General features: G+C 57.5%; 12 protein-coding genes. 5 read left to right on the forward strand and 7 right to left on the reverse strand.

Features of this window, described 5'->3' with window-relative positions:
• Positions 1 to 150 precede the first annotated feature (150 nt).
• Positions 151 to 918 (forward strand): DUF6690 family protein, encoded by a 768-nt coding sequence (locus DSM3645_RS28195; RefSeq protein ID WP_002652487.1) that lies wholly within the window; start codon positions 151 to 153, stop codon positions 916 to 918.
• Between the two features lie 74 nt (positions 919 to 992).
• On the opposite strand, the gene DSM3645_RS12230 is transcribed toward DSM3645_RS28195, so the two are convergent.
• Positions 993 to 2,069 (reverse strand): PDZ domain-containing protein, encoded by a 1,077-nt coding sequence (locus DSM3645_RS12230; protein ID WP_002652488.1) that lies wholly within the window; start codon positions 2,067 to 2,069, stop codon positions 993 to 995.
• 157 nt (positions 2,070 to 2,226) lie between these two features.
• Between DSM3645_RS12230 and DSM3645_RS12235 the strand changes: the two genes are divergently transcribed.
• From DSM3645_RS12235 to DSM3645_RS12250, 4 genes are all read left to right on the forward strand, one after another.
• Positions 2,227 to 3,183 carry a GNAT family N-acetyltransferase gene (locus DSM3645_RS12235; protein WP_161603331.1) on the forward strand — a complete coding sequence of 319 codons (957 nt, stop codon included), beginning with the start codon at positions 2,227 to 2,229 and terminating at the stop codon, positions 3,181 to 3,183.
• Positions 3,184 to 3,538: 355 nt separating this feature from the next.
• Positions 3,539 to 4,921 carry a DnaA ATPase domain-containing protein gene (locus DSM3645_RS12240; protein WP_002652490.1) on the forward strand — a complete coding sequence of 461 codons (1,383 nt, stop codon included), beginning with the start codon at positions 3,539 to 3,541 and terminating at the stop codon, positions 4,919 to 4,921.
• Positions 4,922 to 4,964: 43 nt separating this feature from the next.
• Positions 4,965 to 5,489, forward strand: a complete 525-nt coding sequence (locus DSM3645_RS12245) for an SMI1/KNR4 family protein (RefSeq protein ID WP_002652491.1) — start codon at positions 4,965 to 4,967, stop codon at positions 5,487 to 5,489.
• 142 nt (positions 5,490 to 5,631) lie between these two features.
• Positions 5,632 to 6,246, forward strand: a complete 615-nt coding sequence (locus DSM3645_RS12250) for an SLOG cluster 4 domain-containing protein (protein WP_002652492.1) — start codon at positions 5,632 to 5,634, stop codon at positions 6,244 to 6,246.
• A gap of 64 nt (positions 6,247 to 6,310) precedes the next feature.
• Here the strand turns inward: DSM3645_RS12250 and DSM3645_RS12255 are convergent, their stop codons facing one another.
• The 6 genes from DSM3645_RS12255 to DSM3645_RS12285 form a co-directional block, all read right to left on the reverse strand.
• Complete coding sequence (locus tag DSM3645_RS12255; protein ID WP_002652493.1) at positions 6,311 to 7,309, reverse strand: hypothetical protein; 999 nt, start codon at positions 7,307 to 7,309, stop codon at positions 6,311 to 6,313.
• Between the two features lie 272 nt (positions 7,310 to 7,581).
• On the reverse strand, positions 7,582 to 8,460 hold the full coding sequence (locus tag DSM3645_RS12265) for an ankyrin repeat domain-containing protein (protein WP_002652495.1): 879 nt from the start codon (positions 8,458 to 8,460) through the stop codon (positions 7,582 to 7,584).
• Between the two features lie 9 nt (positions 8,461 to 8,469).
• Positions 8,470 to 8,706 (reverse strand): hypothetical protein, encoded by a 237-nt coding sequence (locus DSM3645_RS12270; RefSeq protein WP_002652496.1) that lies wholly within the window; start codon positions 8,704 to 8,706, stop codon positions 8,470 to 8,472.
• A gap of 197 nt (positions 8,707 to 8,903) precedes the next feature.
• Positions 8,904 to 10,199: a Gfo/Idh/MocA family protein gene (locus tag DSM3645_RS12275; protein ID WP_002652497.1), complete on the reverse strand. Its 1,296-nt coding sequence runs from the start codon at positions 10,197 to 10,199 to the stop codon at positions 8,904 to 8,906.
• Between the two features lie 183 nt (positions 10,200 to 10,382).
• Entirely contained in the window at positions 10,383 to 11,537 is a 1,155-nt protein-coding gene (locus tag DSM3645_RS12280) for a DUF1570 domain-containing protein (protein ID WP_002652498.1), read from the reverse strand.
• Between the two features lie 62 nt (positions 11,538 to 11,599).
• A complete protein-coding gene (locus tag DSM3645_RS12285) occupies positions 11,600 to 13,180 on the reverse strand; it encodes an ABC transporter permease (RefSeq protein WP_002652499.1) in 1,581 nt (526 codons plus the stop codon).
• Between the last annotated feature and the right edge of the window lie 30 nt (positions 13,181 to 13,210).

Below are 13,210 nucleotides of genomic sequence, written 5' to 3' on the forward strand. Positions count from 1 at the left end.
TTTGGGGGGATAACGAAAGAAACGAACATTCTAACCTGGAAAGCTTCGCCGGGAATGACGGTCGTGCCCCTGTACGGCATTCTTGTCGGGACGATCGCTAGCAGATGTCGATACCGAAAGAGGAACCGCTCTGTCAGAGGAGAGAATCGAATGATCCGCCGCAACTTAACCTACGCCGCGATAATGGCCGCGTGCTTCGGCGGCCCTTATTCGTTCTATCATCCCGAAGCCCGTAAAACGGTCGAGTCGATCTGGACGCAGGCGAGCAGCTATCTCCCGTCAGGAGAAAAGTCTGGCGCCGAGAAGCCGGTCGCGTCGATCGAAGCTCCGGCGTCGCACGAAATGCCGCCCGAGCAGCCGAACCCATTTATGACGCCGTCCCTGACCGGCAGTGATGCGCTGAACGCGCCGGTGACCGGCCCACCGGTGCAGGACTTTTTGGAGGTCTTCAACTTCAACGCCGATTCGCGTTGGGTAGCGACGCGTTGGCCCCGGGTTTCCACCGCACTAGCCGATTTGAACCTGGAAGGACTTCGCGCGCCGCTGGTGACCGGATCGCAGTACGATGACCTAGCCGGCTCGATCACCTATTACTTTGATCGAGATGGACATGTGCAGCGGATTACGTTTCATGGAACGACCGGCGATGAGCGTCGTTTGGTCGAGATGCTGACTCGGCACTTTGGCTTCAAGCATGAACCAACGCTCGACGCCGGACTTTACCTGGTGAAATGGAACGGCGATCCGACCAGCGTGTTGATGCTACGCAATGCGATGGTCATCAACGCGTCGCAGCCGCACACGCGTTTGAATGTCGCGCTCGAGATCAATCGCCCGTCACGCTACTACGGGCTGAGCCCGCAGATGACCGAGACAGTCGAAGAGGCGAAGAACTCCCAGCGCTGGGGGAAACCGTAGCAAACCGGAATACTTCGCCATCCGCATTCAAGAAATGCCCTTGCGACGCCGACGCCGCAAGGGCATGACGACGTTTATTGGTTCAGCCCGCCGTTTTCGACTTGCAGTTGATTGACTAGTCGTTGCAGTCGGGCGACTTCCGCTTCTAGCTCGGCGACGCGGTTGCGCAGTTGGACGTTTTCTGACTGATCTTGAACCGGCGGAACCGGATTGGCGCCCAGTTCCGATAACGCTCGATTCAGCATCTGCATCGCGGGACGATTGGAGAATGGGCCGGCCTGCGGCGAATTGGGGGTTTCGTTGACCAAGGTCGGCGGTTGTCCGTCTAGACGAACGTTCGATTGCAGCATCCGATTGCCGACGTAGTAGTTGATCGGCACATCGCGATCCGCAGGCATCGTCGACAAGATCGAGAGTAAATCTTGCGGCTCGTTCACGCGGCGATTGTTGAGCGCCACAATGACCGAACCGACCGGAATTCCGGCAAACGCCGCGGCGCTGCCAGGCGATACGCTTTCGACCACGGCTCCCCGTCGGACCGCAGTGCCGGTCGCTTCTCGATACTGATCGGTCACCGGAAGGACCCGAACGCCCAATTTGCCGCGCTGGGGCGGCTGCTGCATCGCCGGAGGTGGAAGTGGGTTGCTTGTGTTGTCTTCTAGGCCGAGCGGATCGAGGGGATTGCTGTTGTTGCCATTCGCAGGAGGTTTGTTGTTGGCCGGGGGCGGCAACATCTCAGCAGCGGCTGGGCGATTGCCCAGCGTGACCAAGATCGCCTGCGGCTCTCCGCCGCGCTGGACCGTGATCTTGATCCGTGAGCCAGGAACCTGGTTGCGCATCAGGCGGGCGAACTGATCGAGACTATTGACCGCGACGGTTTCGAGCGAAACGACGCGATCCCCTGCTTCTAGGCCGGCTTGTTCGGCCGGACCGCCTGGATTGACTTTCAAGACGACGATGCCGGCTTGTTGGGCGCCCTCGGGAAGATTGTCGAGCGTCGCGCCCAGGTAGCCCGGGTTGGCGGGCGCCGGAGTTGGCGCCGGATCTCCCGGAGGTCGGATCAGGTTTTGCAGTTGGTCCAAGGCCGTTTGGGCGTGTCCAAAACTGGGAATCGCCAACAGGGCCGCTAAGGTCAAAATAAGGGTTCGCATGGGTGACTCCCCACCGCTAGAGTCATTCGAAAGGGGTAATATTAGTACAGCCTATCTCTATTGTTACCTACAAGCCCTCGATACGGCAAAGCATTTCCCGCTTCTTCCCGCGAAACCGATAATGACTCGAGCGGGCCATTTGGGGTATTCTGCACTGATGCAAAGAATTTCCACTGACATGCTGACCGTCGAACTTGCTGATCCCGCCTGTTATGGCGCCGCCATCTGGATGGTGTTTGGCGGCGGACTGCGCCGAACCATGGCCGGTCGTCTGGCGGCGATTCTCCAGGCCCAGCGGCAGGGAAAAGTGAGCTTTGAAGGCTTATTTGTCGCTCGCCGTGGAGAGAGGATTGTCGGCGCCGTTTGGGGAACCGAACAGCCGGGGCGCTTTGCAACCGTTTGGCCCGCGCGCGTGATGCCGAGCGAAGCGCCCGCCGTGGCGAAGTTGTTGCAACAGTCCGTCATCCAATATCTAGCAGGTCTCGATATTTCTCTGGCGCAAAGTCTGATCGCCTCCGATGCGCTCAGCGATCAGCGATTGCTAGAAGAGGCCGGCTTTCAGTCGGTCACCCACCTAGAGTACCTGTTTCTCCAAGCAGCCCAGACGCGTGCCGATTTAGCGCAGCCAGCGTTAAAAGGTGTTCCATATGCTCAAACCGAAGACGCGGCGCCTGATTTAATCGCAACGTATCCAGGCACGCTCGACTGCCCTGAGTTTGACGGTTTGCGTCCGATTCAGGATGTGATCGCCGGTTATCGCGACACGGGTGCGTTTGAGTTGTCACTTTGGCAACGGCTTGAGTTCAACGGACAACCGGCCGGCGTAATGATTCTCGCTCCTACACCCGACTTCCAACATTTGGAAATCGTCTACTTGGGGCTACGGCCAGAAATGCGCAATCAGGGTTTGGGGAAAGCGGCGGTGCAACTGGCGCTTGCCGAAGCCCAAAAGCGTGGGATTGATCGCTTGGTTTTGGCGGTCGATCAACGGAACGAGCCGGCGATCCGCAGCTATTCGGCCAGCGGTTTTCTCGGTTATGAAACGCGACGATTGATGGTTGGCCGCGTCAACGATGCGGCTTCGATTTCTAAAACGGCGCACTCTGCGACGTAAGTCGCGACTCTTGCAGACGTTGGAGCCCGGTTAGAATCGGCGGAGCATTTTCTGCGGCGAGCCGCCGGTGGATCTTTAACAAGTTATCCACGCAACGGCGAAAAAAAGATGTTTGGTTCCAGCGGCGCGTGGATCGTCAAAACTGCGGAAAAAAACGACCGCAGGAATCGCTCGTCCTCTGTTCCTCTCTTTTTTATCTCGAAGCAGCCGTTCAGTGGTTTGACACCAGTGCTAGCAGCTTTAAAATCGTGCTCCAGTCAATGTTAAGAGTTCCGACCATTGGTCGTGGAATCCCCGTCGTGTAAACCGCTTTGGTTTGCAGCTAGTAGCCTGCTGAAAGAGTCAGCCTGTGGTCATGGAAGACATCGATCTCGACACCCTGTCCGCTTTGCGCATCTCGCTAGTCGAGCGCATTGGGCAGGAACGATTCGATCTTTGGTTCAATTCGAGTGCGCAGCTCCGATTGGATCGCGACCAGCTTTTCATCGAAGCGGCGAGTCAATTTACGATTGATTTTCTCCGTCGTAACTTCCGTGAACAGATTGACGCTGCGGTCGCTGACACGATGCCAGGCTCCACCGTGATTCAATATCGCGTCTCGGCGGACACGTCTGGTCCACGAACCGGAAAAAAAGTGACAGCGGCTGTCGCAGGGGTCGCTCCGGTCAATAAGGTTGAAGCCCGCCAAGAGCTGAGCCGCCGTCGCAAGTTCTCTTCACTCGAACAGCTGATCGTCGGCGAGTGCAACAAGTTTGCGTCGACCGCCGCATCGATGATTATGAACCGCCCCGGCGAGATCAATCCGCTGTTCATCTGCGGACCGCAAGGCTCGGGCAAGACGCACCTGTTAGAAGGCATTTACGGCGAGGCGCGGCGCAGCAAGAAGTTTGAACGGGTCGTTTATCTCTCGGCCGAACAATTTACGACCTACTTTCTCGACGCTTTAAACGGTTCCGGCGTGGCCAACTTCCGCCGCAAGTACCGTGACGCCGACTTGTTGATCATCGATGACGTGCAGTTCTTCGCCGGCAAACGGGCCACGCGGACCGAACTGCTGCACACGCTTGATTCGATCACGCGTCGCGGCGGACAAATCGTGCTGGCCGCCGACAAGCGTCCGACCGAACTTTCGGCCCTCGGCCCCGAACTGATCGCTCGCTTCTCTGGCGGCCTGGTTTGCGAAGTCCACGAGATCGATCGAGACACGCGCCGCAAGATGGCCGAGAAGTTGTGCGCCTCTCGCGATATGAACGCTTCGCGCGGTTTGCTCGATTGGCTGGCCGATCATTTGCCCGGCGACGCTCGCTTGATGTCGGGCGCGATGAATCGGTTATGGGCGACTGCGATGTCGTTGGACCGTCCTGTAGACGTCGCAATGGCCGAAAATGCGTTAGCCGACATGGTGCGAGCTTGTACGCCGATCGTGCGTTTGGCCGATATCGAAGAGGTTGTTTGCAAGTCGTTCGGGATCGACGCTAAAATACTGCGTAGCCCCAGCAAGTCGCGCAAGGCGAGTCATCCCCGGATGTTGGCGATGTGGTTAGCGCGAAAGTATACGAAGGCCGCGTTGTCGGACATCTGTCAGTTCTTTCATCGGAAGAGTCACAGCACGGTGATCTCGGCCGAGAAAAAAGTGAACCAGTGGATCAAAGAATCGAAGAGCTTGCAGCTTTCCGATACAGCGATTCATGTGAGCGATGCGATCCGCCGCTGCGAGTCGGAGTTAAAGCTGGGCTAGAGTTCCCCCCCAGTCCGATACATCTGTCAGTGGAGACGCGGCCATGGCGCTGGAAGAGATTCTCAACTTCATTCCGCCTCCGGCTGAAACAGTCGATACCTCGGGCGACTGGGCGATCGCCGAACAGCAGTTCGGCCTGACGCTACCGACCGACTTCAAGCAGTTGATCGAGACCTACGGCTCAGGCGAGTTCCCTCGGGGTCTCGTCGTCGCAAATCTGCTGACTCAGGAAGGCCGAGACAAGGTCGGCGAAGATCTATCGCGTTACGCAGAATTAAAAGATACGTGCGAGCACGAATATATTCTGCACCCCGAATGCCCTGGGCTTTTCCCTTGGGGAAGCGACGAAAATGGGCACCTCTACTGCTGGTGGACCGAGGGAGAACCGGACCAATGGGGAATTGTGCAACTTTATCACCGTTGTGAGGACGCCCCGTTGAAGATTTTCCCCGGGCCGCTCACCAGTTTCCTGGTCCGCTTGATGAGCAACAGCTACACGAACATGCTGGGGGGAGTCGAGTTAGAGCCGGACCAGCTTCGCTTTATCCGCGGTCGCCAGCCGGTCTAGCCGAAACGTTTATTCTCTTCTGTTAATTTCTGATTCGGCCCCCAGAAATGAAAGCCGACTGCTGCTATCTTTGATCTCTAGCGTGATGGAGTGACATTGAGGTCCGGCGCGAGGTCTCTCGCCCCCAGAAAGCATTGAGCGTATGAGTAGCAGTGACGGAAGAGGCAGAATCCCGATCGTCGGCGTGATGGGATCGGGCAAAAAAGTGCACGGTGATCTGGCCAAAGAGTTGGGCGTCTGGATTGCCCAGGCCGGCTACAACTTGCTGACCGGCGGCGGCGGTGGAGAGATGAAAGCGGTCAGCGAGTCATTCTTCAACGTCGAGGAGCGCGCGGGCCGTGTGATCGGCATTATCCCCGGCGACGCGTCGGGCGGCTCCTACTCGCGCCGGCTTCACTATCCGAACGAGTTTGTCGAAATCCCGATCTACACCCATCTGCCGCAAACCGGTTACGAGGGAATGCAGGTCGCTAGTCGCAACCATGTGAACATCCTCAGCTCTGACATCGTCGTTGCGCTTCCCGGAACCAAAGGAACCGCCGCCGAAGTCTGCCTGGCGCTGCGATACGGTCGCCCGGTGATCGCACTGCTGGGTGGTCGCTTCAAGATCCCCGGTCTGCCGGCTGAAGTGCAGACCGTCGCAACGGTCGAAGAAGTCGCCAAGTGGATCACTGAGCTAGAACCGAAGCCGCTGCCGTCCAGCTGCCGACTAAAGAAGGTCGTACCGCCGGATGAGATCTTGACGCCCGATTTTTAGTTCCAGCGAAGCAGCGCATCTTTAGCCCCCACGGGGCTCGGTGATAGCAGCGTTGGGGGCAAGCTTAGCGTGTGAAATATGGCTCGCGAATGTACAAGACATCGCCACCATCGTAGGGCAAGCAATACTTCCTCACCTCATCTGACGTGAGGAAGGGAGCTTGAGTACGAACTCCATGACGTGAACTGACTTGGATTCTGGAGGCGACTTCCATGGCCGGAATGCAGGGACGCGAATCGCTTTCAATCCAAATTCGAATGTCGACGTGACCAGGGGAGTTTGCCGTAGCCGAGGCAAGCTCGGTTACCGGACGATTGTGTTGCCGCCGAAGTAAGTTTCCCAGCGAAGAGTCAGCGGGGAGTTGCATTTCGACCGGGTAGGCAAGGCAAACTTGCGGGACCTGGAGGGAAAGAAAACGCAGGCCTGTGATTTCGGGGAATGTTGTTTCACGAATGATCTGGTTCTCTTTTCCTAGTACCGAGAGACGCATCCGCTCATCGGTCGTTTCCAGCACAATTTCATACGTTTCCGCGCCCGGGCCCAGTTCCAATCGTTTCGGCTTGTATAGATGGCGAGGATGACTGTTTAGAAATTCTTCGCGGGTCGGATACCTGTTATAGACATAGGGGCTGCGCTGCTTGTCTTGCGGCGGAGCCGTTCCTCTGGTTCGCGTGGCGACAAGCAACCGATGCTTGCCGGCAGGAAGATAAAGCACGAGCTTCGCTACTTGGCGAGCAGGCTTGGGCAGTGGATGCCACGCGATTCGAGGTCCCTGGCGAACAATAAAGTCGTCTCGCGAAGTGCAGTCGGCCATCATCTCTTGCACTTTGCGATCTTCGCTGCGCCAACGCTTTTGGAATTCCTCCGCCGTCATGAGAGTGCGTTCGGCCTCTAGCAGTTGATCTCGCAATTTTTCGTTATTCGCTTCTTTCTCCGTGATCGCCGCTTCCTGCGATTTCAGCAAATAAAAAACATAGCTGTTCGTGATCGCGCACGCGACAATGATCACCAGGATATTGCCCCAGAAGAGTAGGCTCAATCGTTTCCAGACCGTTTCGTTCACTCGTCTCCCCTGTTCGCTACCAGCTTGTCGTGCTGTAACTTTGCGTCAAGAAAGAATGGAGACGGGTACGGCCGTCGCTGTAAGACCCCCGCGGAGATTTGAACTCGTAAGTCGATTGCTTCAAGCTCTTTCAACTTAGACGCTTCTTTCGAGGTCACCGAGCGTAGTTGATTCTTCGTCTTTTTCGCTTGCGGCCAGACGACTGCCGACCAGGCGAATGTCGCAACCAAAAGCGTGAGCAGCAGCAAGCCTCGAATGGTGAATCGCATCGATTATTTCTGTGCTTGCGGTGTTGGTTGGATCAGCGGCGTTTGCACTTGACGATAGTTCGCATGCAGCCACTTGATGGCGGGGTCGAATTCAGCAGCTGCGGTTGAAGAATTCCGGAGTCGTTTCAGCTGCGATTCGATAGCGTCAACAATATCCTGCTCTTGATCATCGCGAATGCTGGGATCGGCGCCTGCTTGGAGCAAGAGAAGGCAGATATTGGGCGATTTATGAACCGCCCAATGACAAGGCGTATAGCCATAGGCGCCCCGTTGATCAAATTCTACACCGTTATCGATCATCGCTTGGACGTGCTTTTCGCTGCCGCGACTTTGTAAAGTTTCAAAGTAATAGTGAATGAGATTTTGGCCGTTCGTTCCAGGTTGATTGGGATTCTTGGAATAGGGGAGCGCCGCCATCCAGAAATCATGGCGCATCGCATAGACGCTGGAAATCAATACGGAGTTTCGTTCGCTGAACACGCTCCATCCTTTGGCGGGACAATATTCTGCCAATTGCTGGTCCGGATCAGCCCCTTGCTCCAACAGCATTTTGAATGCGTCCATGTTTCCTTCGACAAACGCCCAATAGAGGAGCGTAAAGCCATACCGCCCTGGCGCATCGAGATCGGGATTCTGATCCAGCAGCAATTGAAGGCGCCCCAGATCACCGGAAGAGATCGCTTTTGCGATGTCGAGGGGTTCTTCCGATTGAAAGAAGTCGCGCGGCAGCCATCCTTCTCGTTTGGCGATCGGCGATTGTCTGGGCTTCGCCGCCTTGGGGCCGATAAAGGTCGGCGCCTGCGCGGCGCGGGGCTGCTCACACCCAGCGATTCCACCGAGGACCGCGATCCAGCAGAGAACATAAAACACGACGATTTTCATCGCCTTACTTTAGTAACTCCGCTCTTCAAACTCCAGCAAGTTCTCCCCTTCCTGCATCGCGTCAATCTCTGCAAAGCTCAGAAAGCGAATGTCGTTGTGGTCCTGTAGCTCGACTTTGTAGTGCTCGCCGGGGCGGACTTTCTTCCAAAGGCGAACGCGGCTTACGCCGTTTTTGCGGGCCACTTTGATGCAGTCTTCCGATTTGCGCTCGACGACGAGCGTCACTTTGTGATTGATTTGCGCCATAACGATTTCTCTGCTCTGCTAGACGTTTCCGGAGGGCCTTCTCTTACAAACCTAGATTGCGAATCCCTTGGATTGCGGACACGAATTATGCAGAGTAGCGAGAAGTGGGCATTCTCGACAGCATTTGGGGCGATGCGCACAAAAAAAGCGGGCCTGCGGGCCCGCTTTTCTTTTCGCTTAATTTTGCTGAAAGCCTATTAGACGAATTTCGTCTTGCCCGGCATGGCGACGACCGGTGTCGGAGCGTCCCCCCATTCGTAAGCTTTCGGGGTCATGTCTTCTTGCGAGTTGAGCGCCATGTCCCAAGTGATCTTCTGGCCGGTGTAGGCGGCCATGCGGCCCATGATGGCCATCAACGTGCTGCGGGTCATGTAGACGCCGTTGTTGATGATGTTGCCAGAACGCATCCCTTCGTACAACGCTTTGTGCTCAAGGTCGTACATGCTGCCGCCGGGGCCGCTGTACTTCCAGGCTTCGCCTTCGTTCGGCGTGACCGTACCGCTGAGGATTTGCGCCTTGCCTTTGGTGCCGTAGACGTAGTCGTTGACGTCGTTGTAGCAACCAGCCATCTGGCGGCAGTAGGAGAAGGTCTTCACATCATTGGGGAACTCGTACGAGACGCCGAAGTGATCGTAGACGTTGCCCCATTTCGCTTCGGTCCGAACCTGACGTCCGCCGACCGCTTCGCAAGCGAGCGGCGCCGCGTCGTCGTTCAGCCAAAGGGCCTTGTCGAGACTATGGATGTGCTGCTCGGCAATGATGTCGCCGGCGAGCCAGGTGTAGTAGGTCCAGTTGCGAACCTGGTTTTCCATCTCGGTCCATTCAGATGTCGGTTGGCGATACCAGAGCGTGCCGGTCAGATAGGTCTCGTGAATCGAAACGATATCGCCGATCGCGCCTTCTTTGATCTTGGCGATGGTCTCTTGAACCATCGGAGCGTAACGCCAGCAAAGACCACTGACGATGCTCAGGTCTTTTTGACGCGCCATTTCGACCGTTTCAAACACGTGGCGGCAACCAGGGCCGTCGACAGCGACCGGCTTCTCGCAGAAAACGTGCTTGCCGGCTTCGATCGCGGCCCGCAAATGCGCCGGACGGAAGTGAGGCGGCGTGCAGAGCAACACGGCGTCGACATCGGTCTCCATCACTTGCTTGTAGCCGTCAAAACCAGAGAAGCAAGTTTCGTCGGTTACTTCCAAACGATCGCCCAAAGCGCGGGTCAGACGTTCGCGCGCTTGCGTCAAGACATCGGGGAAGATATCGCAGAGCGCGGTGACCTTCAAATTGGGATCGCCCATCGTCGCATTTTTGGCGGCGCCGCTACCACGACCACCGCAACCGATCAACGCAACTTTAATCGTGTCATCGCCGGCGGCGTGAACGCTGCGAGCCAGGCTCAAGCTGCCGACCGCGGCGGCGCCGCTGATCGCGGCCGATTTGCGGAGAAACTCGCGACGCGTATCGGAGTTGGGAGTGCTGTTTTCATTCGGCATAAAAAGAAGCTCCTTTGGCAGGCGACTGCGTCTCGTGAGGTGAGAACGCTTCAATCGGTTGGAGACGCAGGGTGTGGGTAAGTTCCGATTCTAGATCGATGCGCCGGAAATCGCTATTCGATTTTAGGTGGGTAGGGGGCGTTTTTCCGCGTTTCTTTTCACGGCGCGCACAAACGACAGGTCCTAGCGCAAACCAGCGATAAATTTGCGGAACTCTGATTCGAATGCGGTCAGGTCGCTCGCGATGAATTTCTGAAACTCGGCGATGCGTTCTTCGCGCGGAGGATCATGCAACGGGCGACGCTGGGATAGATTTTTCAGATAGTTGACATAGGCGTCGGGGTACCGCTTGAGCAAAAAGTAGTTGAGCGCCCAGCTAAGTGCGTAAGCGTCGAGCGCCGTCTCGGCTTTCCGAAATTGATCATCATTGACCAACAGATCCGCGACAATTTGCCCGCCGGAACGCTGGACCAAGCGTTTGGCCTGCGGAAGACGAATCCGATTGACTTCGCCGATGCCGCGCCACCCGCGAGAGCTTGACAGGTCAGGCGTTTCAAAATAAATCGCTAGTCCTTCGCTGACCCAAACCGGATTGTCGGCCAGGCGGATCTGCAGCCCGCAGTTGTAAGCAAGCTGATGCGTCGCTTCGTGCACGATGGTCGCGACCAGCCAGGTCGCTTCGGGACGTGCGAGAATGTTGTTGATCCGCGCGATGTCGCGTTGGCTTGAGCCGGCGGAACGGACCGCGTCGACACCGGTCAGGTCATACATCGCGACGCGGTTGGTGTGCATGCTGTAGTAGCCGATGATCGAACCGGCAGCATCTCCTAGCTCTGGTTTGCCATAGGCGGCGTAGTTTTGCTTGTTGTCAAAGATCACCGCGACCAGCGGTTGCGTCGGTTCGACCAGGCTGACCCCGCGCTGCTTCCAATAGTTGACGAAGCCGCGATAGAGACGTTCGTAGAGAGAGCCGCACCAGTAGGCGTACGCTCGCGACGTGTTGTAGCAAATCAGATAATGCGCGGTTTCGTGCACCTCGAAACCGGGAGGCAACTCGGCCAACAGTTTCTCGGTCAACGCTTTCTTCTCGAGCAACGCAAACTCGCCGGCGTCTTGCTTGGCCGCGATCAAATCGTCCGCCAAGATCGGCCACATCATGCTGTCAGGCGTCTCGAGGATGACGCCGCTATCGGCGTTAGCGATCACGCGCCCGGTCTTGGTCACTTCGACTTCGTCGTGACGAAAAGTGAGCGTATCTTCCGCCGAAGCAGAAATGCCGCCGGCCAAAATGAGTGCGAGCAGCGCCAGAACAGGCGATAATTTGCGTGCGATGTTCATCGTTTCAGTATAAGCAAGATCGTCGCGAAACGAGGGATTCGGTGGCGATTACTTCCGTTCTGTCACGACTGAGCCGCGCGAAACGCAGGTCTGAGCAGCATAATCGTTATCACCGCCAGCGTCGCCGAGAAGGCCAGATTGATCAGACACAAGCTGGCGACGTTGTCCTCGGCGCCGTAGTGCAACATCTCGAAGATCGTGCGCGAAAGAGTGTCGACCCCCGGCGGAGTGACCAGGTACGAAGCGGTGACGTCGCTGGTCGCCAGCGCAAATGCTAACAAATACGTCGCGGCCAACACCGCCGGACGTCGCATGACGCCGATGCGCCAAAGTCGCCGCCAAGGGCCGAAACCTTCGAGCTGCGCCGCTTCGTCCAGCTCGCCGGGGTCGATCCGAAAGATGTGCCACAGCAGCAACAAGCAAATCGGCAGACTGATGATCACCAGCGCAATCGCTGGCGCCAGAATCGTACGATCGTACAGATGAATCAACAGCGGCGACTGGCGACGATTCAACAGCCAAATCAGCGAGAGTGCGATGATCGGACCAGGCACGCCAAACAAGATGCCGGCGATGGTTGCGATCACCGTTTGGCCATACCGGCGACGGGATGCGAACCAAGCCATGCTGACGCTGATCAGCAGCGTCGCCGCGGCGCTGACGGCGCCAAGTGCGAATGTCCATTGAAACAGGCCCGAGTATTTGTCGGCCGACGCAAAAACTAATTCGGCAAGTTTCGCAGCGGACCAGCTACGGAGCACCTGGCCACCAGTGACATCGACAATCAGGCCTGCTTTGTAGACGAAGGCGCCGATCGGCAATCCAAACAACACGACGACCGCCAGCCAAGCAATCGTAGCGACCACCAACTTGGCGACGGGCCCCAACGGAAACGTCGGGAGCCTGGTCGGCATGCTGGTCGCACCGGCAGGCGTCAACTGCGCGGCCAAGGATGTGGCGACAAGCGTCATCAGCAACGTGATCAACACCGCCGGCCAGACCGGCAGCGACGTTTGCTCGACTGCTTCGCCGAGCGTGATGCCGGTAAACAGAACTTCGGCGTAGGTTCGCACGTTGCAGATGCTGGTGACCGTCATCTCACCGAACGCGACGACGCCGATCCATAGCGCCGCGATCAACACGCCGGGGGCAGCGCGGCGCAGCGTCACATTCAGCAGCGTCGAAGCGGGGGAGCTATTAAGCAGCGCATCTTCTTCCAGTTCCGGCGCGCTGGTCGCCAATTGCATCCGCACAAAGAAGAAGGTCCAGGGGATCGCCGCGACGCCGTGCAGGACGATCGCGCCGAGCCAGCCATCGAGCAAATAGGGATTCGCGGCCGGGCCGATTTGATCCTGCAACCAACCTTGCGGTCCGAACGCGGCCCGCCAGGCGCCGCAAGTGAGATAGAGCGGCTGAAACAACAGCAGCGTCAGCATCCCCTGGGCAAGCCAACGGCCGGGGATCGCCAGTCGCGCCAATATGATCGCCAGCAGCGATCCGATCGGCAACGCGATCGCCGCGGCGCCGATCGCTAGCAGTGCGGAAGCGCCCACCAGACGTAACGTCAGATGATCGCCGCCGACTGCAAGCAGTCCAGCGGCGATCAAGAGCACCAAGACGATTGCGACGAGACGGAATTTCACGCGAGGGCCGAGAGCAAAGGGCGGAACGCG

Origin of the sequence: Blastopirellula marina DSM 3645 (assembly GCF_000153105.1) — a bacterium.
Lineage (GTDB): Bacteria > Planctomycetota > Planctomycetia > Pirellulales > Pirellulaceae > Blastopirellula > Blastopirellula marina.

What these genes read in the sequence shown, in the direction of transcription:
- DSM3645_RS12245 (WP_002652491.1), top strand. Translation starts at nt 4,965, where the DNA reads ATGGCGCTGGAAGAGATTCTCAACTTCATTCCGCCTCCGGCTGAAACA.
- DSM3645_RS12280 (WP_002652498.1), bottom strand. Translation starts at nt 11,537, where the DNA reads ATGAACATCGCACGCAAATTATCGCCTGTTCTGGCGCTGCTCGCACTC.
- DSM3645_RS28195 (WP_002652487.1), top strand. Translation starts at nt 151, where the DNA reads ATGATCCGCCGCAACTTAACCTACGCCGCGATAATGGCCGCGTGCTTC.
- DSM3645_RS12230 (WP_002652488.1), bottom strand. Translation starts at nt 2,069, where the DNA reads ATGCGAACCCTTATTTTGACCTTAGCGGCCCTGTTGGCGATTCCCAGT.
- DSM3645_RS12275 (WP_002652497.1), bottom strand. Translation starts at nt 10,199, where the DNA reads ATGCCGAATGAAAACAGCACTCCCAACTCCGATACGCGTCGCGAGTTT.
- DSM3645_RS12250 (WP_002652492.1), top strand. Translation starts at nt 5,632, where the DNA reads ATGAGTAGCAGTGACGGAAGAGGCAGAATCCCGATCGTCGGCGTGATG.
- DSM3645_RS12270 (WP_002652496.1), bottom strand. Translation starts at nt 8,706, where the DNA reads ATGGCGCAAATCAATCACAAAGTGACGCTCGTCGTCGAGCGCAAATCG.
- DSM3645_RS12235 (WP_161603331.1), top strand. Translation starts at nt 2,227, where the DNA reads ATGCAAAGAATTTCCACTGACATGCTGACCGTCGAACTTGCTGATCCC.
- DSM3645_RS12265 (WP_002652495.1), bottom strand. Translation starts at nt 8,460, where the DNA reads ATGAAAATCGTCGTGTTTTATGTTCTCTGCTGGATCGCGGTCCTCGGT.
- DSM3645_RS12240 (WP_002652490.1), top strand. Translation starts at nt 3,539, where the DNA reads ATGGAAGACATCGATCTCGACACCCTGTCCGCTTTGCGCATCTCGCTA.